Source organism: Staphylococcus sp. GW821-FHT11H10, assembly GCF_058807855.1.
The window spans coordinates 14785-38948 of the sequence record NZ_JBXARC010000001.1 but is presented as its reverse complement, the minus strand read 5'-3'; the positions used below and the strand labels follow the sequence as shown (position 1 = coordinate 38948).

The window sequence follows — 24164 nt, the reverse complement described above, 5'->3', positions numbered from 1 at the left end:
TATCCCTCCTTATAAGCCCATTGATTTGATTGTGCTAATATTCTTCCTAACATTTGTTTTCGTCTGTTTATGAGGCAAATGGAAACGTTCTAGGGAATACCGTAATCCATCTAACAAATGGTTGTTTCTGTCGATAGGTTGGTTTAACCAATTACCTTCTTTGTCTTGGTCAAATGTGTAAGTGTTCAATTCTTCAATCGTATTTACACAAGTTGGATGCACATATATCTTAAAACCTTGTATAAACTGAACGCCTTGCATAATTGAGCCTTGGCCTTTGATTGACGGTTTAATGTTAGGAATACCTTTACGTTTAATCTCTGCAATCAAACGTTTCTCAGCACTATCTGCAACAATAAGCGCATCTTTATATCCTTTATCTACATACATTTGATATATCTCATCGGTAAGCATTCCTTTTTCATAGTGTTCGTCATATATCCATAATTCTTTATTCTTCATGTCTACAACGGTACTAATCAATGTAGTTGGATCGTGAGTAAACCCGAAATCGCTTCCGTGAGCTTTTTCTTGTGTTCGTTTGAACACTTTCAACCAGTCAAACTCTTTCACTTCGAAATTATCAAATACAAGTCCCTCAGCTACGCCCCATTCACCATCACACACAATTCTTGCACGTCTAGGGTTCGTTCTGTACAAGTCCTCATAACGTGCAATATCGACATCATCAAGCCATTCATTCACTCGAAATGTTGTCGTATATGAAAATGTATTGTTTAGCTTAGTATCTTCATCAAAGAATGTAGGTTTAAGCCAATGACGTTCACTCCAAGGGTTGAATGTAACTGTAATTTGTTTGAAGAAGTCTGGACTATCGACACTACCACGAATAGATTCAACAAGTGTTGCGAATTTATCGTAGGTTTCAACTTGATATGCTTCTTCTATCCAACACCAACTCAATATCCCTTTATCCACAGTGATTGATGTAATCTTTAACGGATCATCAATTCCGCGAAATAGTATCTTCTGGCCAGTTGGTTTGTAAGTAATCTCTGGTAAGCTATCGTTAAACTTAAATAAGTGGGTTACTCCTAACTGGTTAGTAGCCCACTTTAAATCTGTATATGTTGATTGTTTATTTGTATTACTGAAACGTCTGACAACAAGTAAGTTTGCCCACTCATATTCCATTAATCTGTATATAAAGTTCAGTGCAGTTGTTTTTGACTTCTTACTACCACGACTACCCTTTACTACTCTATAAAAGTTTTTGTTATGCCAGAATTTGTTGTAGCCACCACCGATAATTTTAGCGATACTTACTTTGTTATCAGTCATCGGCTGGCACATCACTTACGAAGGTAGGCGTTACAACTTCTGCCTCAACTTTGTCAGTAGGTTTATGTCCCGTCCTGTCTAAGATGTCACTTGCTGCGTTGTATCTAACTAACTCACTTTTAGCAGTCAATAAATCTTCCATTGTCTTAATCGCTTTACTTGTCAGCCCTTTTAGTAAATTACGCTCAGCATTAAGCAACTCCTCTTGGAATTCTGGTTTCTTTTTCCACGCTATTATAGATTGAACGGACACATTTAACTCTTCGGCAATTTGCTTTTGATTTAAGTTGCCCTCCACCATTAATGCGATTGCTTTCAATTGTTTTGAGTTCACTTCTCAAATCACCTCCAAATTAAAGAATATTAAAGCGTTTATACACTCATATCACACGTTTTCAATGTCATATCAGCATACAAAAAACCTACCTGAGTGTTCTCTCAGATAGGCATCAATATTTGAAAAGTTTAGGAAGACTTTCCCACGTAACTAAATAGAAAGGAGTATGTTATGACTATTTCCGTAGCCACACGTTAATTATATAAATAATTATCGACTTTATAAAATACTGTCATTTTCGTCATTTTTGTCATTTATGTCATTTTCGTCACTGTAACAAGTATATTTTTTCTGCTAAGTCATCTTTACGTGCCAAAAAGTTAGTTCTATTTAATCGAGAGTTTGGCATATCTTTTATTATTTCATCTCTGCGTCTACCCTTTTTTAAGTGACTTAAAAATATAAAATCAACATGCCCTAACTTTTGTTGTGACTGATTGATAAACTCTACTTCTGCTAACATCTGCGCATGTCGTTTACTCATTCTCTCACGACGTATAACAGTGTTTTCTACCTTACTACCGTTTTGCCCCTGTGGTTTAGGTAACGTAGCTTGTATACCATATTGAGCAATCGAATTACTATCACAATCTGGTATAACAGTAACTAAATATTTACACGTCATTTGGTAGTTATCTATCATGTTTAGTATCGCTTCTTTAGAATACATTAATCTACTGCTCCCCCTTACTCTTTATACATATCCATACTAGGTACACAATGGGTATTAATACTATCCACCAAGTCATTCAACCACCTCTAAATTAGGTTTGTGTTGTAATACGCGTCCGCCACAAGACTTTGCGTTTTGTTTAGCGACTGCTAAATCTCTATAAGTAGTAGCCTTAAATGCATCTTTCGTAAATCGAAAACTTCCGAAATTAATTAACGTTCCATGCTCTTTCCAATGTTTGTAAGCATCACTTTCTAATGCGACTAGATATATACCTTTATTAACTTCAACTATATATTTCCCCATATTAATCACCTTTTGCGTTTTTTTGTTCTCTAGATAACTTATACGTTGTTCTAACTCTATACGCTCTTTATCCAAAAGCTTTTTCTGTTTTAACTCTTTAAATTTCTGTTCTGCCCTTACCCATTTATACGTTGATATTGCCCACATTATAGACAAAATCGCTACCGCAATTAATAGTGGCCATTCCATCTACTTACTCACCTCATCATTCAAATGGATATGATCATACTCATTAAAATCTTTAGGCGCCTGATCCACCTCATCTTGCTTATATTTGTAGTAATCGATAACTACATTAGTCACATACTTACCTAACTCATACATAGCGATAGTAAACCAAATCTTTAATATGCGTTTAATCATTCTGTTCACTCACTTTCTCTTTCGCTTCTTCCTTATCCTCTGCCTCTACCAACGTCATACGTTCATTCTCTCTAGGTTGTTCTACATTGACATGCACATAACCTGTGCTATCTGTGAACTCTCTGATTAGGAATTGTTTCACTTCCCCAGCACCTCGTACGTCTTTTCAAATATGTCAGGTTTACATGGGTAGAATTCTCCATGAACACCTTTGATGATATAATCATTTACATCTGCTATTATTGGACCTTCAAGTGTCATAATCGTAATGTGAGGATTGTGTCTATCAGATATAACCAACAAACTGTTATAGTCACCTACCCATTCCACAATTCCCTCTGCGCTTTCAACATCTGTAAATTGCATGAATTCTATTTCTACTGGTTTCTTTCTAGCTTTTTTAACACTCATCTTCTAAGCACTTCCTTTACACGTTGATAAATATCTTCTTTACTCCCCTGTGCTTCCGTATGCTCCTCTTTCCGATACTTCATCAAACTCTTGCACCTCCGTTGGCTCTGGTAACATCACTGGTGTAACGACTAACTGTGCTAAACGTGTGCCTGCTTTAACTACGATTGGCTCATCACCGATATTGTCTGTGATAATTCCAATTTCTTTGTTATACGTGTGGTCAATTGTCCCAAGTGCTACACGTAACTTAGTTTTAAGTGAATTACCTGAACGTGGTCTCACTTGCGCCTCATATCCATACGCTAAATCAATTGCAATGTGCGTTGGTACTACGACTGTACTATGTGCTGGAATAGTTGTATCTTCTGCTACATATAAATCTAATCCACTATCTGTTGGATTTGCTCTCGTTGGCAAGATTGCATTTTCTGATAATAATTTAATTGGTAAAATTCCCATTTATTGTTCCTCCAAATCACTTAATAAATTTTGGAACTCATGCGTCCCATCGAGTTCATCCATGCGTTTTAAATGCTTACCTAATTGATACAACATGCCTTTTTCGCATTCACCACTAGTCGTTTCAACATCAATTACTAACACTGGATACATTTCGATCATTTCTTTCTTTAAATCTATCCACGCCTCTGCCTTCCTTTTCACATTCCGCATATCATTGATGAGTTCATCACGTTGTTTCTTGTAAGCGTCGCGTTCTCTTTTTGCTTTCTTCAACCTAGCGTCCATCACACTATCTACAAACTTAGCTTCTGAGTTCATTTAATTGTCACCTTCAAATTTTTGCTTTAATTCTAAGTATCTTTTGTACTCTTGTTTTTTGCGATACTTCTCTTCTTCTTCCTTGCGTTTATTAAATTTATAATCGAAATACTCTTTTAACGCGTCTTGATTAACAAACGGTAACTTCTCTTTTTCAAATGCACCCTCAAATTGTATTTCATCATCAAGTAACATACTTCTAAATCTTGCCATATTAATCTGATATCTTTGAATAGCGTCGATGTCCGATACATCTTCTTCTTCTTGCATATCAGTATCAATTTTTAAGCAATGTATAAATACTTTCTTACTCTTAGTAACAAAAATTATTGCCGGTAATTTACTAAAAGAATTAACACTTAAATTTACATGAAAAACATGCGTCAATGTTTCTCCGACCAACTTTCTCATATATTCAAATTTATATTCAGGTTTTATAATTCTTTTTTTTATTTCTGATTGTATCTCAATTGGTGCTTTCATTTCCTATCCCTCGTTCCATTTAGAATTCTCTTTCAATAGCCCTGCGTCCCTTAGATCATCATTCAAACTACGTTGCCCGTCCTCGTACCATACATTAGCAAGATACCTACCGAACACATCACTCTTGTAGGTCTGAACGTAGATGTCTTTATTTTCGACACATTCTCTAGTGAACGCTGTTGCCTCTTTAAACTTCTTTTGTCCTCTTTCTGGCGTATCGACACCTAGCAAACGTACACGACGTTTAGCGTAGGTATCAAAGCCATAATCAAGTAGTATATCTAAAGTGTCTCCATCCACAACATTGGTGCATGTTGCTTTGTAGGTGTATAGATTGTTGATGTCTATCGTAAACACTCCCTGTTCATTGATTTGGTAACCCTGTACTCATTACATCGTTGTATGCTATGTCGTCGTTAAGTTCGTCTATTAAAGTGCTTACTTCTTTATGTGTCATAGCTTTTATTTCTTTACGACTATAATCAGTAAGAGACGTTTGTCCTTGCAAACTATAAACGTATTCAACCTGTTTATCTGTTGCCATTCCTTACACACTCCCTATTTCTTTTTATGTCACACTCACTAACTTTCATCGTCACTCTACTTCCTGCTACCTTAACCACAAAGCCGTTGACACCTATCTTGCGTAATTCCTGTTGTATCTGTGTAGGTGTCTTGCCTTGTGTAGCATAGCGATAGCGTTGGTTGATTGTATCGCTAAGTATCATGAGACTAACTCCTCACATATCTCATCAAACGTTTGAATACCTCTACCGTCAGTGACATCCATAATTACGCCATACACATATTGATTGATACTGAATTCTGCTCGGTCCTGCTCGTCTGAAATATGTCCTGTCCCCTGTCTGATGTCGGTACATTGAACATAAATCTTAATATCATTCTCACTTTCTTTTTTAAGGTGCTGTGCATAACCCATTTCGCAAATTGTCCCTTGTGCATGTGGTAAGTAGTCGAATATCATTACATCGCTTGTTTCCATGCCCAATGTGTCATTAAACACAATACGTTCTGCTAGTTTATCTTGCTTAGCGTTTTCTTTAACATTGATGTCCTTATCATCGTGTGGTGCGTAGACTTTAAAGCCTAATCGTTGCAACTCTTGTTTCTCCCACTCACGACGCATTTGTTGTCCTATACTTAGCATATCGCCACCTAAATAGATCATTGTTTTGCCTCCATTTTTTCGATTAATCTATCTGCATAATCTCTAGCTTTTTTGAAATCTGCTAGCTCATCATCTTTTCGACCTGCACGAACTGGATATTTAATCATATTACCTTTCATAAAGCCTTTGAACTGTTCGAATGGTAATTGTTGATACAAGAAGTCGATAACATCTATATTTTCACTACCTTTATAATGGTCAGGTATATTATTGTCTTGTCCTTCCTTCATATCCACCTTACGTGTGAACGGCTCGTTTACTCTGATAAAATCATCATTATCTGTAAGTGTGAATTTATAACCACCTGCATTCTCTACCTCTGCATACCAAACTGTTTTTAATAGTATTTCTTTTGCATACACACGATTGACTATGGCCGTTTGCATAGCAGTAACACCTTTAAATGTTGCTTGGAACTGAACAATATTATCTACTTTCAAATCAATTATTCTTACATTCTCCATTCCGCTACCCCCTCTGTACGTTGCCGTATTGATCTGTTTTGACTTTGGCAAATACATTGTTATCGAATAAGTGAACGCAATATTTATCAAATACATGTTTTTGTGGTGTACCGTTAAATAAATGTGGCTTGCGTTCTTTTAATCTATTTAACTCACGTTCTTTTATACGTTCCTCACGCTCTCTCTGTTCCGCTAAGTAATTCATATCATCATCGCTTTCCTTTTCGTAAATTGTGTACTCTTCCGGTATAACTTCTTCGATAGGTTGTTTTCTAACTCTTGAGAATATTTTTTGTGTGCTTAGGTTGTGATTTTGTCGCATATCTTCAAAATCTGACCTTTTAATGTAGTAAGTGTCATTAAATACTGGTACTGCTAGATACACACCGTTCTTAAACGGTACAAAGTTATGGTTTAAATAAACTGCGTCTTTAATGTTCCACCCCTTTGCGATACGTTCATCAAATGCATCGGCTGTTACCTTACCTTTACGCATTTGATTAATTTCGTCTTTCGATAATGTGTATTCTTGACCTTTATACATAATTCTTTTTGCTTTTGGCATGGTGTCACTTCCAATCTGCGTAACTGACGCTAACGTCAGTAATGTTTTTGATATTATCGAGTAAATTGTCAGGGTCATTTTTATATCTATTAGCGTAATGTTCGATATAGTTTTCTCTATCTGCGTGCTTGTTTATCCAGATAGGTTGTTCTACTTCGACGGTTAAATCGAATGTGAGTTTTAGTGTTTCTTCTTGCATTACACTTCCTCCACTTCTAAAATAATTTTCGGTTCCTCTGCATATTGCTTAAAACTGTGTATTTCAACGATTTGGTTGTCATCTTTCCATAGATGATTGTTTGCTGCATCTAACACAGTTTTGATTAAATTATCTATATCTGGTTTAGTACGTTTGTACTGTCCAATTGCTAATAACTTTTTACGATTACTCCAGCTTTTTGGTGCCTTGAAGTAAAACGATAATGTCACTTTCAATTTTCCATCGAGTAACGCTTTTGGCATCTGCTCTCTGATGAAGTCCTTATGCTTTGTATAAGACGCTGGCATGTACGTTTGAACAAATCTACCTGTATTTCTGAAACGTGGACGAGGCGAGCCAATAGGTGCCTCATACGTTTCGTTAAAGTTAATTTCTATCTGCACGTTGTCACTCCTAGATATCAAATATCGTTGATTGTAACCCTAGTTCTTCTTCGTACAGTAGCCCATACGTCGCTTTAAAATGTTTTAGGTTACTATCTGTCATCTCTTTTGTTTCTTCGCTAAAATGAGCGCCTGTGAGTGTTTTAACGGTATTCACGTTAGGCTTTCGTTTTTCTACCTTTATTTCTTCTGTTCCATCAGGTCTATAAAGATAATATTTTTCTAAAATTGCCATTAGGATACCTCCACAACTGCTGCTCTTACACGTTTTTCTTCCAACTTCTGATTGATTAACTTACTAAGCGCTTTATCGTTGCCATTTGCCCATCTAATTAATTTCTGAGCGTACATATCTGAACACTCAAGTATTTGCTTAATGTTATCTACCGTCACCATGCGTCACGTCCTCTGAAATCATCTCCCAGCACTCGAACCGTTCTCGCATTTTGTTTCATGCGTGAATTGATCCGTTGCCAGTTCATATTTTGATTTAATTCTTTATCACTAAAGTTAGTGGTAAAGATATTGTTCTTGCCTACTCTGTTATCTACGATTGAAAACAGTTTGTTTAATGTGTGTTCAGTATTTTCTACACCTACATCATCAAGTACAAGCAAATCAATGTTGCTTAATAGCTGTACGAGTTCATCTGTTGTTTCAGTAGCATTTCGGTTGTATGTCGCTTTAATACGCTCCATTAACATTGGAATGTGCATGAATGCTACCGAATATCCTTGTTGCTTAATTGCTTTTGCTATGGCATACGCTAGGTGGCTTTTTCCAGTACCATATGAGCCTTGCAATATTAATGACTTGGGTTCATCTACCGAAAAACCTTTAACGTACTCAATAGCCGTACTCTTTGCATGTACTTGATGGTCATTTTGTGGTTGGTAACTGTTAACTGTTGCATCACTTAAAGACGCATTCACATTAGATTGGTTAAAGATACGATTGAGATATTTCTCTTTTCTTTCCGCTCTTTCTTTTTTTCCTATTTCAATCAATTCACATTCACAACCATGTCTGAACTCTTGTCCATTACTGAATTTGTAATAGTCATAGGTATTGCCACACTTTTCACATTTAAGATTATGTTCTTCTTCTACAATGTTTTGATTAGGCTTGATATTTCTTGCTAAACTTCCTAATGATTGCATTACTTATCACTCCTAGTCCCAATAACTTTCGTCATACTTCATTCTGTTTAATTGATCCATGCCACTAGGTTGTAGTTCTTCGCTAAAGTCATTTAAATAACTTTCTTGAGATAAAAATGTTTTAGGATATTTTTGATATTGTTTATCGGTAATAGTTTTTAGATATTCTTTAGTACCGTTCATGATAGTTTCAAATTCATGTTTTTTAAGCGCTGATTTGAATAAACTGAACGCCTTTTTCTTATCTAGCTTTTTATCGTAAAGTTTCCACCATTCCTCGAAGCGTTCACGCGTAACGTCAGTTGCGCTATTATCTGTTCTATTTATATTATTTATACTTGTAGTATTAATACTTGTATTATTCTCTTTGACATTTGCGTCAATAGGGGTATTGACAGAATTATCAATAGGGGTATTGATTTTTACGTCAATAGGTATTGATGATTGCGTCAATGGGTACATCTTTCTTTGTTTGATTTGCTTTCCGTCTTTGACTGTTTCTATCTTTAAATATCCGTACTTAGTAAGGTTTGATATTCTTCTAGAGATTGTTTCTTTTACAACTTCGTATAATCTTGCGAAGTAACTATTCGTTGCTGTGCAGTAACCATACTTGTTGCTTAATGAAGTGATTTCTGCAAACAACAGCTTTTCACTATCAGTTAACCGATTATCATATCTCACGTTTGCTGTGATAATTGAATAGTAACTAGGTTGTTCGCTCATACTTCATCACTTCCGTACAATATCCATTCAGGCGTAGTGTTGAATTCCTCTGCCATTTTTCTAATCATTTTCATTGGTGGTAACTGCGCCCAATTTTCCCAGCGACATACAGTCACACGACCTACACCTAAACGCTCACCAAATTCAGATTGGAGCATATTAGCATCTAATCTTATTTCATTTATGCGTTGAGCAATTTTCATTCTATCCTCTGGTCTAATCATTATTGATTGCATTTATTTCTCTCCTTTCAGCATTCTATTTAGTCGTTCATCTACTTTGATCCAGCTATCCTGTAAGATGTATTTCTCATCAAAAGACTTAACGCCTATGTTGTGCTGTTCGGAATGATGTTCTCTGCATAAAGCTAGAACTTCGTAATCGTAATGCTGCATCTTTTTACGGTTAGCACCTCTACCTATCGCTTTATGGTGTGCTAGTTCTCCGTGTTTGCCACATATTACACAATTACGATTGACCGTTGACCAATATAGAAATGCTTTATCATTTTTAAGTAAGTCGCTTGTTTTATAGTTGAGTGGGATATTGTTATGAAACACCCAGTCGAGAATGACTTCGATTAATTCTCTAGCTTGTCCTCTTGAACAATTACTTAATGACAAGCGTTTATCATAGACATTTAGGAACGTTATATAATCTTGGAACATTTCCCTCATGTATTCTCTTGGTTGGCCTGTATATGCTTCTATATCGTTACACAATGCGAATATCAACCTACGTTGTTTGCCAGTGATAGAATTTGGATCTATCACTGAACAATCAACATTAATAGGTTTGCCTAAGTTCAATAAATCAATAGCTTGTTCAGGTATCTCAACGTTTGTAATAACAACATCATATAAACCTTTGCTGTTTTGTTGATACTTGATAATTTGCTGCACTTAAATCACTCCGATTAGAACGGAAGGTCTTCATCATTAATATCAATTGGACCATTAGCATTTGCGAATGGATTATTTGGACTGTTTAAATTAGGTTTACTTGTTTGTTGTTCATTATTGTTATTCTTTTGATTATCTTTAATTTCATATTTTTCAAATACTGGAGTACCATCAAATTTCCAAACACGTTTTAATGAAGTGTTCCATTTATCTGTGTAGTCATTGTATTTACGTTCTAATTCAATATTGATAGGTTTGCCAATAACATCTCTTTCTGTGAAATTGAACATTCCGTTATCACTTTGAACACCTAAGTCATCTAAGAATGTGTAGATCCAATTTCTAGCAAACTCATTTTCCATATCAGCGTTAGCGTAATGAGTGAAGTCTCCTTCTTCTTTGTGAGTGAATGTAATAACAAATTGAGGGTGACCATTTTTAGAATTTTTACTTTCGAAGTTTTTTACTTTCACACTGTATTGACCTGGTTGCATATAGTTACCTAATTTTTGAGCGTTTTGTAAGTTTAAATTGAAGTTCATAATTGATTACCGTCCTTTTAATTAATTTTTAGTTTCCGTTTCTAATTACTTCTACTACTTGACTGATACTTGGGTTCACAAATTTCTTATCGTTAATTGTGATTGAAGGTGAATGTCTAATCTTGGTTTCGAATGTATTAGAAGGCTCAGCGTTCAAAATATATCTAGCTTTCTTTTCTCCGTTATCATCGAATTCTTCAATCGTTGCCCTAGCTAATACATCACTTTGAGAAGTGATAGCTTTTTTAATTTGTTCTTGTGCTTCAATAGTGATAGTAGGGTTGATAGTGCTACCCTCATCATCTTTATCTTTGTTGATACCTTCATGACCTGTAATGACAAAATGGAATTGGTATTCTTCTTGAAGTCTTCCTATTAATCTGTACATGCTGACAATTCGTTCAGCAACTTCTCCCCAATCATTGAATGTGGGCTTTTTAGACTTGTTTTTCATCACATCATTCAATGTCATATCTCTTAATTTTTGAATAGTTTCAATAACTACAACATTAATTTCTTGTCCGTTTTCTCTCATCTCTTGTAAGATTTGAGGTAGGTAATTCACTACATAAACAAAGTGTTGATAGTTCTCGATTTCTACATCTGATCCTTCATCAGTGACTGTTGTTCCACCTTCATTAATATCAATGACGAAAGCGTCTTTATCTCTTGTAGCAAACGTTGTTTTACCTGAGCCGATTTTTCCATAAACTGCAAACTTATAGAATTTTCTTTTGTTTTTCTCAGCAATATTATTTATCTTTAATTTTTTGAGTATGCTTGCTTTTTCTTGTTTTTCTTCGCTCATCTAATCTCCCACCTTCACCGTGTAAGAAGTTGGTTTCTCTACAATACTTGCACCATCTAAAATCTCACCGTTAGCATCAATTAACGTTCCATCTTCCGCTACGTTGAAATCTTTTTTGATGTCTGACTGACTTAATTTTTTAGTTACTTTTACATAGTCGTTGAAACCTCTTTGTTCAAGTTGATTAATAACATCTTGTTCATTACTAACTTGAATAACTTTAGAGCCTTTTCGTGAAGTTACTTTTCCATATGGTGTATTTAATTTGAAACGCTTATCTTTTTCTTTTTCGATTTTGAAATACTCTACAACTAAACTTTCAAGATATTCTTTGCTGCTTTGTAGTTTTTCAGTTTCTTTATCTTTCCATGATTTAATACGTTCAATTTCTTTATCAGCTAGATCATTTATTTCTTCTTCTTTAGAATTGATTGCATCTAGCTTTTTGAACACCCAATTAGCACTTTCTAAATCTGTTACTTTAAAACGTTCATCTTGTTCAATTGTTTCGATTTCTTGTTCTTGTAATTTATTCATTAATCAAGCACTCCCCTTTAATCACTTTTTTAGCTAGTTCGAATTTGTCACGAAGTTTTTCTGATGTATGAAATTCAGCAAACAAAATACTCTTAACTTCTGCGTCATACTCATCTGAGTAGTGATAGAAGAACAGATATACTTCATCTTCAAAAGAGCTTGTTCCGAAATTGCATTTAACATTCTCTTTACTGTGAATACTTAATGTGTTTAAGTCATTAGCGATTTTTAATAATTTGTGTTTCAACTTGACGACCTCCTTATTTAGTTGTAAATTTTAAATACATATATTTTGTTAAATGTTTCCGACTGTTACTCATTGGTGTGGGTATCAGTCTTTTTTATGCCAAAAAAGTCATTTGGAGTTACTTCTAAAAAGTCGCAAATCTTTAGAATAGTCGTTGCGCTTGGATGTGGCGTTGTTTCATAATAAAGTCCTTGTAAAGTTGTTCGTGATATTCCGGTACCTTTGTATACATCTTTTATTTTCAATTTTCTAATAGCTAACAAAATTCTAAATTCATTTTTCATTTTCTTAATTCTCCTTTACTTGAAAAAATTCATATTCGAAAAACAAGTATGTGATTACTGCTGTAACCATTGCTATTGCTACTGCGTTAGTGATGAAAATGTTTAACATCATTGCTAGAAAAAATATTGCATTGAACATCATGCCTGCGATTAAGAATGCTTTATCGTGTGATTTCATGTTTATCTCCCCTTTCCGTGAATTTCTTCAAAATGTTCGTCGATGAAATTACTCATCTTTCTAGCGTTAAATCTCCAACGATTTAAACTTTCATCTGGATAATGTGCGATGCCTTGCTTTTTGAGTAATTTCTCAAACTTAGGATTGAATAGTAATCTGTCTTTAATAGTTTCGTCAGATGACATTTTCAATTTGCGTTTCAATTCTTTTAAGTCCCAAACTGGATCTAGTGAATAACTTAATAACTCGTCGTATTCGTCTTTAGCGACAAGTACGTGTGTGTCGGGTATTGGTACAGATACAGTTAAAGTTTGCGTCATCTTAGATACTCCTTTCGTGTATAATTTGGTTATCAACCTAAGGAGGTGGATAACTATGGATTTTAATGATTTTCAAAATTTCTTTGGTGAACTTAGTAATCAAGCCGAAAAAGAATTCGGTGGTGACAGTGACTTTCTCAGAGATAGAATAAATAAATTGAAAGAAGATGCTTCAGAAAACGTATCTTATGAAATTATTTATTCAATTGCTTTATACGAAAGTTTAAAAGCTCAACAAGATATGAAAATTCTGAATACAGTTAAATATCTTTTAGATCGTGATTAGCAATATCCATTAACTTTTTACTTTGAGTGTTATCAATTTTTGGATAAACAAAATTTCTAAGTTTAAATCTTGTGTTTTTCTCAATCTTTACGACCTTCCACGCCACAACTGCCATTGTGATGAGGAGGGTTGTTTTATATAAAAATTTCATGGTTATTCCTCCTTTAAGTTGTTTGTTCGATTGTGGGTTATATTTCGATCGATGATGGTCTAATGTCTTTGATAAATTGAATTGCTAAGTCTACATCTTTACGTTTAATGTGATTGTTAGGTGCGTTACCTTTCATTCCTAGATGTTTTTTAGACTTAACTAGTAATTTTGATTTAACTTTTCCTAATTGATGTCTGTATTCTTCTTTAACTTTCTTGTTTGCTAATGCTTGTTCATATACATCTCCGATTAAGAATTCGTCTATCGTTACTTGAATACCAGCTTTACCTAGAATTTGTTCAGCTTTAGACTTGATAGCAAATTTGATTGCGTCTATATCTTGTGGAGTTACGTATTCTCCCTCGAATTTATTGTTTAATTCTTCTAATTTTTGATTACTCACTTGTCCTGTTGAAATTAAGTAATCCAGTTTGTCGCTTACTAACTGTTCAATGAGTTGGTTCATATCATCTAATGAAGTAATTCCATATGCACTGGCTAACTCATTATGTTGTCTTTCTACTTTGATGAAGTATCCTCTAATTTTTCTTCCAATTTCACTACGTTGTATCATTGAAATTTCTTTCGCCATATCGAGCGTCATGATGTGGTCGAGTTGTTCATAAGTACGTAGTCTTTTTTGACTTTGTACTTTTACACTTTGAATGATATAGTCGATATTTTCTTCAAAACCGTATGCAATCATTCGTTCCATCCATTTATCATATTGAGTTCCGATTTCTAATCCTTTGTGCAATTCACGACCACTTACTGCAACTGTTCCATCTTCGTTACGTTTTAAATTGAATAGCTGTTGAATTTCATTCATTAACTTTTCACCTCTTCTTTGATTTCTAAGATTTTCGCAATTCGTTTCTTTTGTTCAAATGCATCTCTACGTCCACGTAAGATATCTGATAAGTAAGCACTTGAGATACCTAACATGTCTGCAAGTTGTTTGTTCGTGATGTTACGCTTAAGTAATTCCATTCTTACTTTCATGCCAAATTCTGTTGTTGCCATGATTTTCACTTCCTTTAGGTTTTTTTCTATTTTTTAAATCTATCTATTGATTTAATTTAAGTTTTAAGCTAATATATAAGCATAGTTAAATAAGCCTTTATCCAAGACATATATCTACATTTATTCAAATGTTTACACTTCCGTTCCCCAACGTTGTGTTATTAGTTTTGGTTTTTGGCTAAATCAATAGCGTAACCAAAGTATATTAGATTTAAATCTATGTGTCAACTATTTTTAGGTTTTTTTCTAATTTTTGGTTTAGAACAGGAGATTTATACAATGAATACTTTTCAAAGAATTCAACATTTAGCTGATAAGAAAGGCATGTCGATAGCTGAATTAGAGAGAAAACTCAACTTATCTAACGGATCAATTGCTCGTTGGAAAAAATCTGCTCCAAGCTCTCGTGGTTTAACTATTATCGCCGACTACTTCGACGTATCTGTTGACTACTTATTAGGTAGAGAAAAAGATGAATATTCTGGCGAACAAGAAGATGAAGAAATTCGCATCATGCATCGTGGAGTTAAGAATATGACAAAAGAAGATAGAGAAAAAGCATTAAAGATGTTTGAAACTTTCTTCGACAATTGGGACGAATACACTAAAGACAAATAAAGGGGATTTTATTGTGCATTTTGTATATCAAAATTCATTTTTAAAAGCTGCAAAAGCTGTCAATGCATTAATTGAAACTAATTACATAGATGAATTCCCTTTGCCTATTAAAGAAATAATAGAAAATGATAGTAATGTGGAATTATTTACGTTCAAAGAATTTTGTAATATGACAGGTTATTCTTTAAATGAGCTACAAACTTACGGGGGTTCTGATGAGGCTTTTCATAATAAAAAAGGACATAAGTTTGCAATTATCTATAATGAAAATGTTTATAATAGGAGATTACGTTTTACATTAGCTCATGAATATGGACATTATATTATGGAACATGATGGTATGAGCTACGAGAAAACACCTATATTCCAAGATTCTCAACGTACTCATTTAGAGGAATATGAAGCTAACTCGTTTGCCTCATGCCTCCTATTCCCTCTTAATGTAAGATACAAATATCGTAATGTATTAACTGTTGATGATGCTGCTGATTTATTCAAAATAAGTTATCAAGCAGCAAAGGTCGCACTCGATATCTTTGACGAACACATGGACAGTGGTTTAGAAAATCACATATCTATATTCGAGCATAGGCACATGGAAACTTATATGTCATTTCTTGATGAAATGCTCGGTGAACAACTAAAAGAGTATAACCACATAATGAGAGCAGAATACGGATACTAATACTCGATATGGTAAATACGTTATTCAGTTTGAACCATTAAGAGTATATGGATATAAAAATATTAACTAAAGGGGAATTTACATGGCCAAAAATATAGGATTTAAAAACAATTACGCTATTGGTGTCATAAAAAGTGGTTTATCTAAAGAAGGTAAAAAAGCAATCGACTTACTAAGCGCTGAAGAACAGATAAGATTGGCTAATTTACAAAGGAATAATGATCCTACGCTTAACGAAGAAGTAAATAAAGCAATCGGAATGGATAACGATTTTACTAGCGTTCAAGAAAAAAATGAAGCTTACCGTGAAAAAAGTATTGAAAAACAAGGAATTAAGAAGCCCACAGAAACTACTTCAAATGCTTTTTATTTCCAAAATAAAGCTAATACTTTAGATGATATTTACAATTTAATTGGTCTTGGAACTCACCTTAGCCAAAAAGAACAAGCTAAATTTGTTCATTATAAAGATATGAAAACAAACACTTATGTACAAATAGCACAAAATGACGAAATTATTAAACAAAATAACAAAATACAAGAACAAAACGATGAAATTATCGAGTTGTTGAGAAGGATTGCTGAAAAGTAAAATCTCTTCACCTTTACTTCCATTATTCAAAAAGATATATAAATGAGGTTGTAAAATTGAATAATAATAATAATAATAATACTCTAAATTTAACTGACGCTGATGTAAATAAGTTGATTTCTCTAACAAAAGAAGTTTTGAAAGAATACGACATTAAATTAACCGATCGCGCTAAAGGTGACATTAAAATAACTTCAATCAATAGTGATGAATATTTTATTCTTAACTATTTCATTAGACCAGGCTCAGCTATTTTAAATTTTAGAGAAACACGATATAATTTATGTCTTATTAGATTGAATTTAAATGATAATTTTCATAAAAATTCAGATAATACTCGAGTACACGGAAATAGAATCAATATTTATTCCCAACACGAATTTAATCTTAAAGCCGATCATAGCTCTTATATGGTAGCTCATAAACTTCCATATAAAAATTTCCCAGATTCAAGAAACTTTATGGATCAACTATTTACACTTTTGGAATATACAAACACCGTCTACGATGATAAAATTTCTATTGAACCTTCACTATTTTAGGTGGTGATTAAAATGATAAAAAATGAGGTTAACTCAATTAGTGAGAATTACTTTAAATATCTTAAAGATGCCAATAAATTCAAACTTTTAGATAACGAGTCAATAGAATTTTACACTCCTATTCTTGATCATTTTGGCGATTCAATTTCCGTCAATATTAGAAAAAAAGGATCTAACTATATTATTTCTGATTATGGTGAAACATTATGGAACCTTGAACAATTTGGTGTGGATCTATTAGAAGACAAACGTTCTAAAAAGTATAAATTATTAAAAGATATTTTAGATTATAATGATATTGTTTTAGAAGATTCTGACTTAAATAAATATGCTGATAAATATGACTTATCTCAATCCATACATGATTATGTGCAAACTGTAGCTAACGTAAGCAATTTAGCAATAGTAAAAAGAGAAATGATTAAATCTTTATTTAAAGAAGAAGTTATACACTACTTTTTGACAAACCGAGATATTTATCCCAACTTTTTCCCAGATTTAAAAGTAGAAGGTAAATCTAAACTCATTCATAGTTTTGATGGAGTATTTCCAGGACAAAATCCGAAATTCATCAAAACTTTGAAACATGTTTCTTTAAGTAATGCCAAAAATCTTATGTTTGATTGGGAAGATGTTGAAGAATATAGAAATAAAAATTATTATTCAAATGCTCAGTTAAATATTATTACTGAAAGTAAAGATAATATCAGCAAAGAAGCTCAAACAATGTTAGCTCAATATAAAGTTGATATTATTTCCTTCGATAATAAAGATATTGTTGTAGATAAATTAGCGTCCAGTAATTTAGGGTAGTCCGCCTACCCTTATTATTTTTTTACTTTTTTTGAGGTGATTATATGAAAACACGATGTTATGACGGTAAAAAATGGCAATATGAGTTTAAATATGAGGGTAAGAGATATAGAAAGAAAGGTTTTAGAACGAAACGTGAGGCGAATTCTGCTGGGTTAGATAAGTTAAATGAATTAAAGCAAGGTATTGAATACGAACCTAATTTAACGTTATACGACTATTTCAAAACCTGGTGCGAAACGTTTAAAAAATCGACGGTAACACCTAAAACTTACAAGTCTTATTCTTCTGCTATGGAACACATCAATAACCACCCTATTGGTAAGAAAAAGTTAAAGGATATTTCGAGATACCACTATCAAGATTTTATAAATGAGTTTTCGAAAAATCATTCTAAGGAGTCAATAAGAAAATTAAATGGCTATATAAGAACATCATTAGACGATGCGGTATACGAAGGGCTTATTGCAAAGAACCCTACTTTTAAAGTGAGTTATAGAGCTAGCAATCCAAATAAAAGTGAAGATAGTAAGTACATTAACCTAAAAGATTATGAAGTGTTAAAAAAGCATTTGATGACTAAAGACAACGCATCATCACTCGTACTATTCATCATGATTTGTACTGGTTGTCGCATAAGTGGTGCTTTGAATCTAAAACGTGAATATATTAATCAGGTTAAAAGTGAAATATATATTGATGAGCATAAAACAGATTCGTCACCACGTTACGTGTCTATTAGTCAAAAAGATATGAACCATATCATTAAGTCTATTGATCAGTTACCTAGAACAATCGACGGTACTATTTTTGGCGAATTAACAAACAATGCGGTTAATAAACGTTTAAAAGTATATTGCAACAATCTAGGTATCAAAGAGATTACTTCGCATGCACTACGTCACACTCACTGTTCATATTTATTAGCTAAAGGTATTTCTATATATTACATTTCAAAAAGATTAGGACATAAAAAAATATCAGTAACCACAGAAGTTTATTCACATTTACTTGAAGAAACTTACAAAGAAGAAGATGAAAAAGCAACGCAAATAATAAGTGCAATGTGATTTTTAGGGACCCATTAGGGACCCAAAACCCCATGAAAACCGTCGTTATAAGGTTTATAGTATCCCTCCCAGGACGCTATTAACTAAAAATTACATATATTTTTAGGTTGAGAACGCTGTTATGACGGCGTTCTTTTTATTTTGTCTTGTAATTAGATACCATAGAAACTAAGCTAAACTGCACCAAAAATAGAAAAACCCGCCATGTTATGACGAGTTTCTGAGATAATATTGTTATACTGTTAGTTTAAAAATTTTCGACACATATTTGACACGTGATCAACAACTTTTTTACCTAAATAATTTAGTTTTTAATGTAAGTATTAAATTAATTATTGAAATGACTAAAGTGACTATTGCTAAATAAAACGTTAAAGACGTTAGTTTTTCACTTCTCAATTTAAAAAACTCCTTCAATATTAATATTCTATTAACCAATATTGTATTCATTGGAATAAACACTTAGGAGTTAATTAAATGCTTAAGTGTCTATAGATCAAACTTCAAATTCAATCGTTTCTATAATATGATTATCTCGATTTCTATAATTTAGAATAGCACTACCATTTACTTCATCAATAACGAGTTCGGCAAACGTTTCTTCAATACTACTGCGAGATTGTGATATACTGCCTGGATTTATGACATGTACACCATCTAAATACTCATATTTTGCAACATGAGTATGACCATAAAATGCAAATTGACATCCCTGAGATTTAGCTTTTTGTGCTAAATGCATACGAGTTTGATTAACTGAATACAAATGACCGTGAGTATATATAGCCTTTATACCTTTAATTTCCACTTCTTCTTCATTAGGAAATTCAGGATAAAAGTCACAATTCCCTTTTACTCTTCTATATAGGCTTAGTTCAGTATCATTATATTCAAATTCTGAATCCCCTAAATGTAATAAAACATCAGCATCCTTATGCACTTCATATAAGTGATATAAAATACCAGATTCTGTATGATTGTCACTGACGATAAGCCACTTTGTCATTACTTCTCACTCTCCAAATAAGCATTCAATTTCTTAATTGCATTACCTCTATGACTGATTTCACTCTTTTCTGTTGTAGTAAGTTGAGCCATAGTTTTACCTTTTTCAGGCACATAGAAAATAGGATCATAACCAAAACCATGTTCACCCTGTCTTTCAGTAGTAATCACTCCAGAAACAGTACCTTTGAAAGTTTGAGTAGTTTCATTAGGTGCACTCATACTAATGACGCAAACAAATCGTGCATCTCGATTTTCGATACCATCTAAATTTTTTAATAATTTATCAATATTAGCATCATCACTCTTATCTAATCCTGCATATCTAGCTGAATAAACGCCAGGTTCGCCATTTAGAGCAAATACCTCTAATCCACTATCATCTGCTATCACACGTTTATTCAATACTTTTGCAGCTTCTTCAGACTTTAATCGTGCATTCTCTTCAAAAGTTGTTCCCGTTTCCTCTACATCAAAGTCTTTTATTAGTTCTGATATACCTATCACATTGTCATTGGGAAAAATTGATTTAAAATCATTAATTTTACCTTTATTATTTGTAGCAATTACGATGTCTGCCATTCATATTCCTCCTTGATTATTCATCTACACTGATGCGTTCAACTTCAACATCTAATTTTAACCATTGTAAAATGATATTTTTAATATGTACTGTATCTCCAGTAGCAAAGAATCTATGCTCTGGATGTTGTGTATAGCTCGCATGTTCATTACTAAAAGTTAATAAAGCACTAACTTCACGTGCTGTTTCTAATCCAGAGGAAATAACCTTTTTCTCTCCTCCAAAATAATCATTTATAGGCTTATATAACAATGGATAGTGTGTGCAACCTAAAATTATCGTATCTGCATCAGTATTTCTCCACTGCTTTAACGTTTGATGAATGACAATACTTGTAATTGTAGGATCATCGTAGCGCATTTGTTCAACTAGTGGAACAAACCCTGGGCAAGCTACACCATAAACATGGACGTTTGGATTAATGTGCTTAATATGATGTCTATACGCCTCAGATTTAATAGTTCCTTCAGTCCCTAAAATTAAAACATTTTGATTTTTAGTAGTCATAATAGCTGTTCTTGACCCTGGCTCAATAACTCCAATAACTGGAATAGGCAACGTTTGTTGCAAATGTTCTAATGCTACAGCGGTAGCTGTATTACAAGCTATTACAAGCATTTTAATATCAAATTGCATTAATTTATTAGCAAGTTGAGTAGTAAATTGTTTAACTTCATCACCAGGTCTTGGACCATAAGGACATCTTGCAATATCCCCTAGATAGTAAATTGTTTCGTTGGGTAATTGACGCATGATTTCTTTAGCAACTGTCAACCCACCAACACCTGAATCTATAACACCAATTGGTTTATTCATCTTCATTCATCCTTATAACACATAATACATTTATTTTATCATATACATGCTAAGAGTTTGACTAATCCGATTAAGCATTCATATACATAACTTAAAATGCTTTATAAAGAAAAAAGTAGTTAATCAATTCAATTAAGAATCATTAACTACTTTTCAAATTATAATTAAATGTATATTAATCTACTTTGTGGTCTGAACCGAAGAATGATTTAAACATATGGAATGTTGTTTCTCTGTTCATAGCTGCGATAGAAGTTGTCAAAGGAATACCTTTCGGACAAGCATTTACACAGTTTTGAGAATTACCACATTCTTGCAAACCGCCAGCACTCATTAAAGCGTCTAATCGTTCGTCTTTAGTCATTGCACCAGTTGGATGTAAGTCGAATAAACGAACTTGAGAAATTGCCTGAGCACCAACGAATTTATTATTTTGCGTAACATTAGGACAAACTTCTAGACAAACACCACACGTCATACATTTAGATAACTCATAAGCTGTTTGACGTTTTTTCTCAGGCATACGTGGTCCTGGTCCTAAATCATACGTACCATCAATCGGAATCCAAGCTTTCATACGTTTTAAGTTATCAAACATTCTAGTACGATCCACTTGTAAATCACGAATAACAGGGAATGTACTCATTGGTTCAAGACGAATAGGTTGTTCTAATTGATCAACAATTGCTGAGCATGATTGTCTAGCACGTCCATTGATAACCATTGAACAAGCACCACAAACTTCTTCTAAACAGTTCATATCCCATGTAACAGGTGTTGTTTTTTCACCTTTGTTATTTACTGGATTACGTCTGATTTCCATTAAACATGCGATTACGTTCATATTTTCTTTATAAGGAATTTCAAACGTTTCTTCATACGGTTTAGAATCTTGATTATCTTGTCGTTTGATAATCAACTTAATTGATTTTTGTTTTGGCTCTTTTTGCTCTTTTTCATTTGTATTGCTATCATTTTGGCGAAGTTCTTCGGGAGTGTCTTTTACTGATTGATTGTCAGCCATTATTTTTTACCTCCTTTAGACTTACTTGTATAGTCACGTTTACGTGGTGGAATTAAACTTACATCAACTGGTTCATAAGTAAATTTAGGCGCTTCTTCTCTACCTTGATATTCAGCTAATGTTGTTTTTAACCATTCATCATCATTACGGTCAGGGAATTCTGGTTTGTAATGTGCGCCACGAGATTCGTTACGATTGTAAGCCCCAATTGTAATTACACGTGCTAAAACTAACATGTTCCACAATTGACGAGTGAAGAATACAGCTTGGTTACTCCAAGTTTGTGTATCTTCCATATCAATATTTTCATAACGTTTCATTAATTCGACGATTTTTTTATCAGTTTCTAATAATTTATCGTTTTCACGAACAACTGTTACGTTCGCTGTCATAATTTCACCAAGTTCACGGTGAAGTTTATATGCATTTTCAGTTCCACGCATATTTAATAATTTATCAAAGCGTTCTTGCTCTTCATCGACACGTTTTTGATAAATGCTGTCATCTAATTCAGTATATGTTGTTTCTACATTCTCAACATATTTTATTGCATTAGGACCAGCTACAGTACCACCGTAGATTGCAGATAATAATGAGTTGGCACCTAAGCGGTTACCACCATGTTGAGAGAAATCACATTCCCCAGCAGCAAATAATCCTTTAATATTAGTCATTTGATCATAGTCTACGTATAAGCCACCCATTGAATAGTGAACGGCCGGGAAGATTTTCATTGGTACTTTACGTGGGTCATCACCCGTAAATTTCTCATAAATTTCAATAATACCACCAAGTTTAACATCTAATTCATGTGGATCTTTATGAGATAAATCAAGGTAAACCATGTTTTCCCCATTTATACCTAATTTCTGATTGATACATACATCAAAAATTTCGCGCGTTGCAATATCACGAGGTACTAAGTTACCATAATCAGGATATTTCTCTTCTAAGAAGTACCAAGGTTTACCATCTTTGTATGTCCAAATACGGCCACCTTCACCACGTGCTGATTCACTCATTAAGCGTAATTTATCATCACCAGGAATAGCTGTTGGGTGAATTTGAATAAATTCACCATTTGCATATTTAGCACCTTGTTGATATACAATTGATGCCGCTGAACCTGTATTAATCATTGAGTTTGTTGTTTTACCGAAGATGATACCAGGTCCACCTGTTGCCATAATAACGGCATCTGAACCAAATGATTTAATTTCAGAAGTTGTCATATTTTGAGCTACAATTCCTCTTGCAGCATTGTCCTCATCTTTGACAATTCCTAAGAATTCCCAACCTTCATATTTAGTTACTAATCCATCTACTTCAAATGAACGTACTTGCTCATCAAGCGCGTACAATAATTGTTGTCCAGTAGTTGCACCTGCAAAAGCAGTTCTGTGATAAAGCGTACCACCGAAACGTCTAAAGTCTAATAGACCTTCTTTAGTTCTACTAAACATAACGCCCATACGGTCCAATAAATGAATGATTGATGGAGCAGCTTCAGCCATAGCTTTAACAGGTGGTTGGTTTGCTAAGAAGTCCCCACCATAAACAGTATCATCAAAGTGAATCCAAGGAGAATCCCCTTCACCTTTGGTATTTACCGCACCGTTAATACCACCTTGGGCACAAACAGAGTGCGAACGTTTAACAGGTACAATTGAGAATAAATCTACATGTGCACCTTGTTCTGCAGCTTTAATTGTTGACATCAGACCGGCAAGTCCTCCACCGACAACAATAATTTTTTTCTCTGCCATAGAAAAG

45 protein-coding genes and 1 pseudogene are annotated in these 24164 nt (G+C 33.7%); 7 read left to right on the top strand and 39 right to left on the bottom strand.

The features are described from left to right. Positions 1–9: 9 nt before the first annotated feature. The 31 genes from AC1RRU_RS00285 to AC1RRU_RS00135 all read right to left on the bottom strand — a co-directional run bounded on the left by AC1RRU_RS00285 (position 10) and on the right by AC1RRU_RS00135 (position 13183). Positions 10–1302: a PBSX family phage terminase large subunit gene (locus AC1RRU_RS00285; protein WP_489299655.1), complete on the bottom strand. Its 1293-nt coding sequence runs from the start codon at positions 1300–1302 to the stop codon at positions 10–12. Then, the gene (locus tag AC1RRU_RS00280; protein WP_195849927.1) at positions 1295–1636 is read right to left on the bottom strand and encodes a phBC6A51 family helix-turn-helix protein; all 342 of its coding nucleotides are present in this window, start codon (positions 1634–1636) and stop codon (positions 1295–1297) included. The genes AC1RRU_RS00285 and AC1RRU_RS00280 overlap by 8 nt, the downstream gene beginning before the upstream one ends. A gap of 271 nt (positions 1637–1907) precedes the next feature. Beyond that, a complete protein-coding gene (locus tag AC1RRU_RS00275; RefSeq protein WP_070835638.1) occupies positions 1908–2309 on the bottom strand; it encodes a hypothetical protein in 402 nt (133 codons plus the stop codon). A 75-nt stretch (positions 2310–2384) separates the two neighbouring features. Continuing rightward, positions 2385–2807 (bottom strand): hypothetical protein, encoded by a 423-nt coding sequence (locus AC1RRU_RS00270; RefSeq protein WP_053015894.1) that lies wholly within the window; start codon positions 2805–2807, stop codon positions 2385–2387. Next, positions 2808–2981 carry a transcriptional activator RinB gene (gene rinB / locus AC1RRU_RS00265; protein WP_117276924.1) on the bottom strand — a complete coding sequence of 58 codons (174 nt, stop codon included), beginning with the start codon at positions 2979–2981 and terminating at the stop codon, positions 2808–2810. After that, complete coding sequence (locus AC1RRU_RS00260) at positions 2974–3123, bottom strand: DUF1381 domain-containing protein (protein WP_493196408.1); 150 nt, start codon at positions 3121–3123, stop codon at positions 2974–2976. The genes rinB and AC1RRU_RS00260 overlap by 8 nt, the downstream gene beginning before the upstream one ends. After that, positions 3120–3392, bottom strand: a complete 273-nt coding sequence (locus AC1RRU_RS00255) for a hypothetical protein (protein WP_180548776.1) — start codon at positions 3390–3392, stop codon at positions 3120–3122. The genes AC1RRU_RS00260 and AC1RRU_RS00255 overlap by 4 nt, the downstream gene beginning before the upstream one ends. A 39-nt stretch (positions 3393–3431) precedes the next feature. Beyond that, the gene (gene dut, locus AC1RRU_RS00250; RefSeq protein WP_493196407.1) at positions 3432–3854 is read right to left on the bottom strand and encodes a dUTP diphosphatase; all 423 of its coding nucleotides are present in this window, start codon (positions 3852–3854) and stop codon (positions 3432–3434) included. Continuing rightward, on the bottom strand, positions 3855–4175 hold the full coding sequence (locus tag AC1RRU_RS00245) for a hypothetical protein (RefSeq protein WP_493196406.1): 321 nt from the start codon (positions 4173–4175) through the stop codon (positions 3855–3857). Continuing rightward, positions 4176–4658 (bottom strand): hypothetical protein, encoded by a 483-nt coding sequence (locus AC1RRU_RS00240; protein WP_493196405.1) that lies wholly within the window; start codon positions 4656–4658, stop codon positions 4176–4178. Positions 4659–4661: 3 nt separating this feature from the next. Then, positions 4662–5015 carry a thermonuclease family protein gene (locus AC1RRU_RS00235; protein WP_186297994.1) on the bottom strand — a complete coding sequence of 118 codons (354 nt, stop codon included), beginning with the start codon at positions 5013–5015 and terminating at the stop codon, positions 4662–4664. A gap of 7 nt (positions 5016–5022) precedes the next feature. After that, positions 5023–5202 carry a hypothetical protein gene (locus tag AC1RRU_RS00230; RefSeq protein WP_207676068.1) on the bottom strand — a complete coding sequence of 60 codons (180 nt, stop codon included), beginning with the start codon at positions 5200–5202 and terminating at the stop codon, positions 5023–5025. After that, complete coding sequence (locus tag AC1RRU_RS00225; protein WP_240557245.1) at positions 5189–5386, bottom strand: hypothetical protein; 198 nt, start codon at positions 5384–5386, stop codon at positions 5189–5191. Before AC1RRU_RS00225 ends, AC1RRU_RS00230 begins: the two co-directional genes overlap by 14 nt. Then, positions 5383–5847, bottom strand: coding sequence for a nucleoside 2-deoxyribosyltransferase (locus AC1RRU_RS00220; RefSeq protein WP_493196404.1), 465 nt, complete (start codon positions 5845–5847; stop codon positions 5383–5385). The genes AC1RRU_RS00225 and AC1RRU_RS00220 overlap by 4 nt, the downstream gene beginning before the upstream one ends. Then, positions 5844–6311, bottom strand: coding sequence for a DUF3310 domain-containing protein (locus tag AC1RRU_RS00215; protein WP_231039643.1), 468 nt, complete (start codon positions 6309–6311; stop codon positions 5844–5846). The genes AC1RRU_RS00220 and AC1RRU_RS00215 overlap by 4 nt, the downstream gene beginning before the upstream one ends. A gap of 4 nt (positions 6312–6315) precedes the next feature. Then, positions 6316–6876 carry an SA1788 family PVL leukocidin-associated protein gene (locus tag AC1RRU_RS00210; protein ID WP_161593948.1) on the bottom strand — a complete coding sequence of 187 codons (561 nt, stop codon included), beginning with the start codon at positions 6874–6876 and terminating at the stop codon, positions 6316–6318. 4 nt (positions 6877–6880) lie between these two features. Further along, positions 6881–7075, bottom strand: coding sequence for a hypothetical protein (locus AC1RRU_RS00205; protein ID WP_011276630.1), 195 nt, complete (start codon positions 7073–7075; stop codon positions 6881–6883). Beyond that, positions 7075–7479, bottom strand: coding sequence for a RusA family crossover junction endodeoxyribonuclease (locus tag AC1RRU_RS00200; RefSeq protein ID WP_493196403.1), 405 nt, complete (start codon positions 7477–7479; stop codon positions 7075–7077). Before AC1RRU_RS00200 ends, AC1RRU_RS00205 begins: the two co-directional genes overlap by 1 nt. 10 nt (positions 7480–7489) lie before the next feature. Continuing rightward, the gene (locus AC1RRU_RS00195) at positions 7490–7714 is read right to left on the bottom strand and encodes a DUF3269 family protein (RefSeq protein ID WP_011276632.1); all 225 of its coding nucleotides are present in this window, start codon (positions 7712–7714) and stop codon (positions 7490–7492) included. Beyond that, complete coding sequence (locus AC1RRU_RS00190) at positions 7714–7875, bottom strand: hypothetical protein (RefSeq protein WP_011276633.1); 162 nt, start codon at positions 7873–7875, stop codon at positions 7714–7716. The genes AC1RRU_RS00195 and AC1RRU_RS00190 overlap by 1 nt, the downstream gene beginning before the upstream one ends. Then, complete coding sequence (locus AC1RRU_RS00185) at positions 7869–8639, bottom strand: ATP-binding protein (RefSeq protein ID WP_066032071.1); 771 nt, start codon at positions 8637–8639, stop codon at positions 7869–7871. Before AC1RRU_RS00185 ends, AC1RRU_RS00190 begins: the two co-directional genes overlap by 7 nt. A 12-nt stretch (positions 8640–8651) precedes the next feature. Next, positions 8652–9365, bottom strand: a complete 714-nt coding sequence (locus AC1RRU_RS00180; RefSeq protein WP_493196402.1) for a helix-turn-helix domain-containing protein — start codon at positions 9363–9365, stop codon at positions 8652–8654. Next, positions 9362–9601 carry a helix-turn-helix domain-containing protein gene (locus tag AC1RRU_RS00175; protein WP_493196401.1) on the bottom strand — a complete coding sequence of 80 codons (240 nt, stop codon included), beginning with the start codon at positions 9599–9601 and terminating at the stop codon, positions 9362–9364. The genes AC1RRU_RS00180 and AC1RRU_RS00175 overlap by 4 nt, the downstream gene beginning before the upstream one ends. Further along, positions 9602–10267 carry a putative HNHc nuclease gene (locus tag AC1RRU_RS00170; RefSeq protein WP_493196400.1) on the bottom strand — a complete coding sequence of 222 codons (666 nt, stop codon included), beginning with the start codon at positions 10265–10267 and terminating at the stop codon, positions 9602–9604. 14 nt (positions 10268–10281) lie between these two features. Beyond that, entirely contained in the window at positions 10282–10809 is a 528-nt protein-coding gene (locus AC1RRU_RS00165; protein WP_037570340.1) for a hypothetical protein, read from the bottom strand. 28 nt (positions 10810–10837) lie between these two features. Next, a complete protein-coding gene (locus AC1RRU_RS00160; protein ID WP_493196399.1) occupies positions 10838–11617 on the bottom strand; it encodes an ATP-binding protein in 780 nt (259 codons plus the stop codon). Further along, positions 11618–12154: a host-nuclease inhibitor Gam family protein gene (locus tag AC1RRU_RS00155; RefSeq protein WP_493196398.1), complete on the bottom strand. Its 537-nt coding sequence runs from the start codon at positions 12152–12154 to the stop codon at positions 11618–11620. Continuing rightward, positions 12147–12401 (bottom strand): hypothetical protein, encoded by a 255-nt coding sequence (locus AC1RRU_RS00150; RefSeq protein ID WP_493196397.1) that lies wholly within the window; start codon positions 12399–12401, stop codon positions 12147–12149. Before AC1RRU_RS00150 ends, AC1RRU_RS00155 begins: the two co-directional genes overlap by 8 nt. 65 nt (positions 12402–12466) lie before the next feature. Continuing rightward, positions 12467–12685 (bottom strand): helix-turn-helix domain-containing protein, encoded by a 219-nt coding sequence (locus AC1RRU_RS00145; protein ID WP_493196396.1) that lies wholly within the window; start codon positions 12683–12685, stop codon positions 12467–12469. 4 nt (positions 12686–12689) lie between these two features. Further along, positions 12690–12863, bottom strand: coding sequence for a DUF1270 family protein (locus AC1RRU_RS00140; protein ID WP_493196395.1), 174 nt, complete (start codon positions 12861–12863; stop codon positions 12690–12692). 2 nt (positions 12864–12865) lie between these two features. Continuing rightward, positions 12866–13183, bottom strand: a complete 318-nt coding sequence (locus AC1RRU_RS00135; protein ID WP_493196394.1) for a DUF771 domain-containing protein — start codon at positions 13181–13183, stop codon at positions 12866–12868. Between the two features lie 55 nt (positions 13184–13238). On the opposite strand from AC1RRU_RS00135, the gene AC1RRU_RS00130 reads away from it, so the two are divergent. Further along, positions 13239–13469, top strand: coding sequence for a hypothetical protein (locus AC1RRU_RS00130; RefSeq protein ID WP_053019895.1), 231 nt, complete (start codon positions 13239–13241; stop codon positions 13467–13469). A 67-nt stretch (positions 13470–13536) separates the two neighbouring features. Here AC1RRU_RS00130 and AC1RRU_RS00125 read toward each other — a convergent pair. From AC1RRU_RS00125 to AC1RRU_RS00115, 3 genes and pseudogenes are all read right to left on the bottom strand, one after another. Continuing rightward, positions 13537–13620 (bottom strand): annotated as a pseudogene (locus tag AC1RRU_RS00125) (hypothetical protein); the annotation flags it as partial. Positions 13621–13657: 37 nt separating this feature from the next. Continuing rightward, the gene (locus AC1RRU_RS00120) at positions 13658–14449 is read right to left on the bottom strand and encodes an antA/AntB antirepressor family protein (RefSeq protein WP_219589911.1); all 792 of its coding nucleotides are present in this window, start codon (positions 14447–14449) and stop codon (positions 13658–13660) included. Continuing rightward, positions 14449–14643, bottom strand: coding sequence for a helix-turn-helix domain-containing protein (locus AC1RRU_RS00115; protein ID WP_009382133.1), 195 nt, complete (start codon positions 14641–14643; stop codon positions 14449–14451). The genes AC1RRU_RS00120 and AC1RRU_RS00115 overlap by 1 nt, the downstream gene beginning before the upstream one ends. Before the next feature lie 279 nt (positions 14644–14922). Between AC1RRU_RS00115 and AC1RRU_RS00110 the strand changes: the two genes are divergently transcribed. From AC1RRU_RS00110 to AC1RRU_RS00085, 6 genes are all read left to right on the top strand, one after another. Continuing rightward, positions 14923–15261, top strand: a complete 339-nt coding sequence (locus AC1RRU_RS00110) for a helix-turn-helix domain-containing protein (protein WP_011276082.1) — start codon at positions 14923–14925, stop codon at positions 15259–15261. A gap of 13 nt (positions 15262–15274) precedes the next feature. Next, complete coding sequence (locus tag AC1RRU_RS00105) at positions 15275–15946, top strand: ImmA/IrrE family metallo-endopeptidase (protein ID WP_493196393.1); 672 nt, start codon at positions 15275–15277, stop codon at positions 15944–15946. Positions 15947–16028: 82 nt separating this feature from the next. Beyond that, positions 16029–16538, top strand: a complete 510-nt coding sequence (locus AC1RRU_RS00100; RefSeq protein WP_493196392.1) for a hypothetical protein — start codon at positions 16029–16031, stop codon at positions 16536–16538. Between the two features lie 56 nt (positions 16539–16594). Continuing rightward, positions 16595–17080: a DUF6978 family protein gene (locus AC1RRU_RS00095; RefSeq protein WP_493196391.1), complete on the top strand. Its 486-nt coding sequence runs from the start codon at positions 16595–16597 to the stop codon at positions 17078–17080. A gap of 12 nt (positions 17081–17092) precedes the next feature. Continuing rightward, entirely contained in the window at positions 17093–17893 is an 801-nt protein-coding gene (locus tag AC1RRU_RS00090) for a DUF1828 domain-containing protein (protein WP_493196390.1), read from the top strand. 44 nt (positions 17894–17937) lie between these two features. Next, entirely contained in the window at positions 17938–18963 is a 1026-nt protein-coding gene (locus AC1RRU_RS00085; RefSeq protein ID WP_493196389.1) for a tyrosine-type recombinase/integrase, read from the top strand. A gap of 496 nt (positions 18964–19459) precedes the next feature. Here AC1RRU_RS00085 and AC1RRU_RS00080 read toward each other — a convergent pair whose 3' ends face one another. From AC1RRU_RS00080 to sdhA, 5 genes are all read right to left on the bottom strand, one after another. Then, positions 19460–19969 (bottom strand): YfcE family phosphodiesterase, encoded by a 510-nt coding sequence (locus AC1RRU_RS00080; RefSeq protein WP_011276086.1) that lies wholly within the window; start codon positions 19967–19969, stop codon positions 19460–19462. Further along, entirely contained in the window at positions 19969–20550 is a 582-nt protein-coding gene (locus AC1RRU_RS00075; RefSeq protein WP_011276087.1) for an XTP/dITP diphosphatase, read from the bottom strand. Before AC1RRU_RS00075 ends, AC1RRU_RS00080 begins: the two co-directional genes overlap by 1 nt. 16 nt (positions 20551–20566) lie before the next feature. Further along, complete coding sequence (gene racE / locus AC1RRU_RS00070) at positions 20567–21367, bottom strand: glutamate racemase (protein ID WP_016930704.1); 801 nt, start codon at positions 21365–21367, stop codon at positions 20567–20569. 175 nt (positions 21368–21542) lie between these two features. Then, on the bottom strand, positions 21543–22391 hold the full coding sequence (gene sdhB / locus AC1RRU_RS00065; RefSeq protein WP_016930705.1) for a succinate dehydrogenase iron-sulfur subunit: 849 nt from the start codon (positions 22389–22391) through the stop codon (positions 21543–21545). Continuing rightward, positions 22391–24157, bottom strand: a complete 1767-nt coding sequence (gene sdhA / locus AC1RRU_RS00060) for a succinate dehydrogenase flavoprotein subunit (RefSeq protein ID WP_011276090.1) — start codon at positions 24155–24157, stop codon at positions 22391–22393. The genes sdhB and sdhA overlap by 1 nt, the downstream gene beginning before the upstream one ends. Between the last annotated feature and the right edge of the window lie 7 nt (positions 24158–24164).

Coding starts and splice junctions, on each gene's coding strand:
- sdhB (WP_016930705.1), bottom strand. CDS start 22,391: ATGGCTGACAATCAATCAGTAAAAGACACTCCCGAAGAACTTCGCCAA.
- AC1RRU_RS00080 (WP_011276086.1), bottom strand. CDS start 19,969: ATGACAAAGTGGCTTATCGTCAGTGACAATCATACAGAATCTGGTATT.
- AC1RRU_RS00115 (WP_009382133.1), bottom strand. CDS start 14,643: ATGGCAACAACAGAATTTGGCATGAAAGTAAGAATGGAATTACTTAAG.
- AC1RRU_RS00175 (WP_493196401.1), bottom strand. CDS start 9,601: ATGCAATCAATAATGATTAGACCAGAGGATAGAATGAAAATTGCTCAA.
- sdhA (WP_011276090.1), bottom strand. CDS start 24,157: ATGGCAGAGAAAAAAATTATTGTTGTCGGTGGAGGACTTGCCGGTCTG.
- racE (WP_016930704.1), bottom strand. CDS start 21,367: ATGAATAAACCAATTGGTGTTATAGATTCAGGTGTTGGTGGGTTGACA.
- AC1RRU_RS00085 (WP_493196389.1), top strand. CDS start 17,938: ATGAAAACACGATGTTATGACGGTAAAAAATGGCAATATGAGTTTAAA.
- dut (WP_493196407.1), bottom strand. CDS start 3,854: ATGGGAATTTTACCAATTAAATTATTATCAGAAAATGCAATCTTGCCA.
- AC1RRU_RS00130 (WP_053019895.1), top strand. CDS start 13,239: ATGGATTTTAATGATTTTCAAAATTTCTTTGGTGAACTTAGTAATCAA.
- AC1RRU_RS00120 (WP_219589911.1), bottom strand. CDS start 14,449: ATGAATGAAATTCAACAGCTATTCAATTTAAAACGTAACGAAGATGGA.
- AC1RRU_RS00245 (WP_493196406.1), bottom strand. CDS start 4,175: ATGAACTCAGAAGCTAAGTTTGTAGATAGTGTGATGGACGCTAGGTTG.
- AC1RRU_RS00195 (WP_011276632.1), bottom strand. CDS start 7,714: ATGGCAATTTTAGAAAAATATTATCTTTATAGACCTGATGGAACAGAA.
- AC1RRU_RS00075 (WP_011276087.1), bottom strand. CDS start 20,550: ATGGCAGACATCGTAATTGCTACAAATAATAAAGGTAAAATTAATGAT.
- AC1RRU_RS00220 (WP_493196404.1), bottom strand. CDS start 5,847: ATGATCTATTTAGGTGGCGATATGCTAAGTATAGGACAACAAATGCGT.
- AC1RRU_RS00180 (WP_493196402.1), bottom strand. CDS start 9,365: ATGAGCGAACAACCTAGTTACTATTCAATTATCACAGCAAACGTGAGA.
- AC1RRU_RS00225 (WP_240557245.1), bottom strand. CDS start 5,386: ATGATACTTAGCGATACAATCAACCAACGCTATCGCTATGCTACACAA.
- rinB (WP_117276924.1), bottom strand. CDS start 2,981: ATGATTAAACGCATATTAAAGATTTGGTTTACTATCGCTATGTATGAG.
- AC1RRU_RS00215 (WP_231039643.1), bottom strand. CDS start 6,311: ATGGAGAATGTAAGAATAATTGATTTGAAAGTAGATAATATTGTTCAG.
- AC1RRU_RS00160 (WP_493196399.1), bottom strand. CDS start 11,617: ATGAGCGAAGAAAAACAAGAAAAAGCAAGCATACTCAAAAAATTAAAG.
- AC1RRU_RS00275 (WP_070835638.1), bottom strand. CDS start 2,309: ATGTATTCTAAAGAAGCGATACTAAACATGATAGATAACTACCAAATG.
- AC1RRU_RS00140 (WP_493196395.1), bottom strand. CDS start 12,863: ATGAAATCACACGATAAAGCATTCTTAATCGCAGGCATGATGTTCAAT.
- AC1RRU_RS00230 (WP_207676068.1), bottom strand. CDS start 5,202: ATGGCAACAGATAAACAGGTTGAATACGTTTATAGTTTGCAAGGACAA.
- AC1RRU_RS00190 (WP_011276633.1), bottom strand. CDS start 7,875: ATGGTGACGGTAGATAACATTAAGCAAATACTTGAGTGTTCAGATATG.
- AC1RRU_RS00155 (WP_493196398.1), bottom strand. CDS start 12,154: ATGAATAAATTACAAGAACAAGAAATCGAAACAATTGAACAAGATGAA.
- AC1RRU_RS00285 (WP_489299655.1), bottom strand. CDS start 1,302: ATGACTGATAACAAAGTAAGTATCGCTAAAATTATCGGTGGTGGCTAC.
- AC1RRU_RS00165 (WP_037570340.1), bottom strand. CDS start 10,809: ATGAACTTCAATTTAAACTTACAAAACGCTCAAAAATTAGGTAACTAT.
- AC1RRU_RS00210 (WP_161593948.1), bottom strand. CDS start 6,876: ATGCCAAAAGCAAAAAGAATTATGTATAAAGGTCAAGAATACACATTA.
- AC1RRU_RS00240 (WP_493196405.1), bottom strand. CDS start 4,658: ATGAAAGCACCAATTGAGATACAATCAGAAATAAAAAAAAGAATTATA.
- AC1RRU_RS00135 (WP_493196394.1), bottom strand. CDS start 13,183: ATGACGCAAACTTTAACTGTATCTGTACCAATACCCGACACACACGTA.
- AC1RRU_RS00100 (WP_493196392.1), top strand. CDS start 16,029: ATGGCCAAAAATATAGGATTTAAAAACAATTACGCTATTGGTGTCATA.
- AC1RRU_RS00110 (WP_011276082.1), top strand. CDS start 14,923: ATGAATACTTTTCAAAGAATTCAACATTTAGCTGATAAGAAAGGCATG.
- AC1RRU_RS00270 (WP_053015894.1), bottom strand. CDS start 2,807: ATGGAATGGCCACTATTAATTGCGGTAGCGATTTTGTCTATAATGTGG.
- AC1RRU_RS00145 (WP_493196396.1), bottom strand. CDS start 12,685: ATGAAAAATGAATTTAGAATTTTGTTAGCTATTAGAAAATTGAAAATA.
- AC1RRU_RS00185 (WP_066032071.1), bottom strand. CDS start 8,639: ATGCAATCATTAGGAAGTTTAGCAAGAAATATCAAGCCTAATCAAAAC.
- AC1RRU_RS00255 (WP_180548776.1), bottom strand. CDS start 3,392: ATGAGTGTTAAAAAAGCTAGAAAGAAACCAGTAGAAATAGAATTCATG.
- AC1RRU_RS00090 (WP_493196390.1), top strand. CDS start 17,093: ATGATAAAAAATGAGGTTAACTCAATTAGTGAGAATTACTTTAAATAT.
- AC1RRU_RS00205 (WP_011276630.1), bottom strand. CDS start 7,075: ATGCAAGAAGAAACACTAAAACTCACATTCGATTTAACCGTCGAAGTA.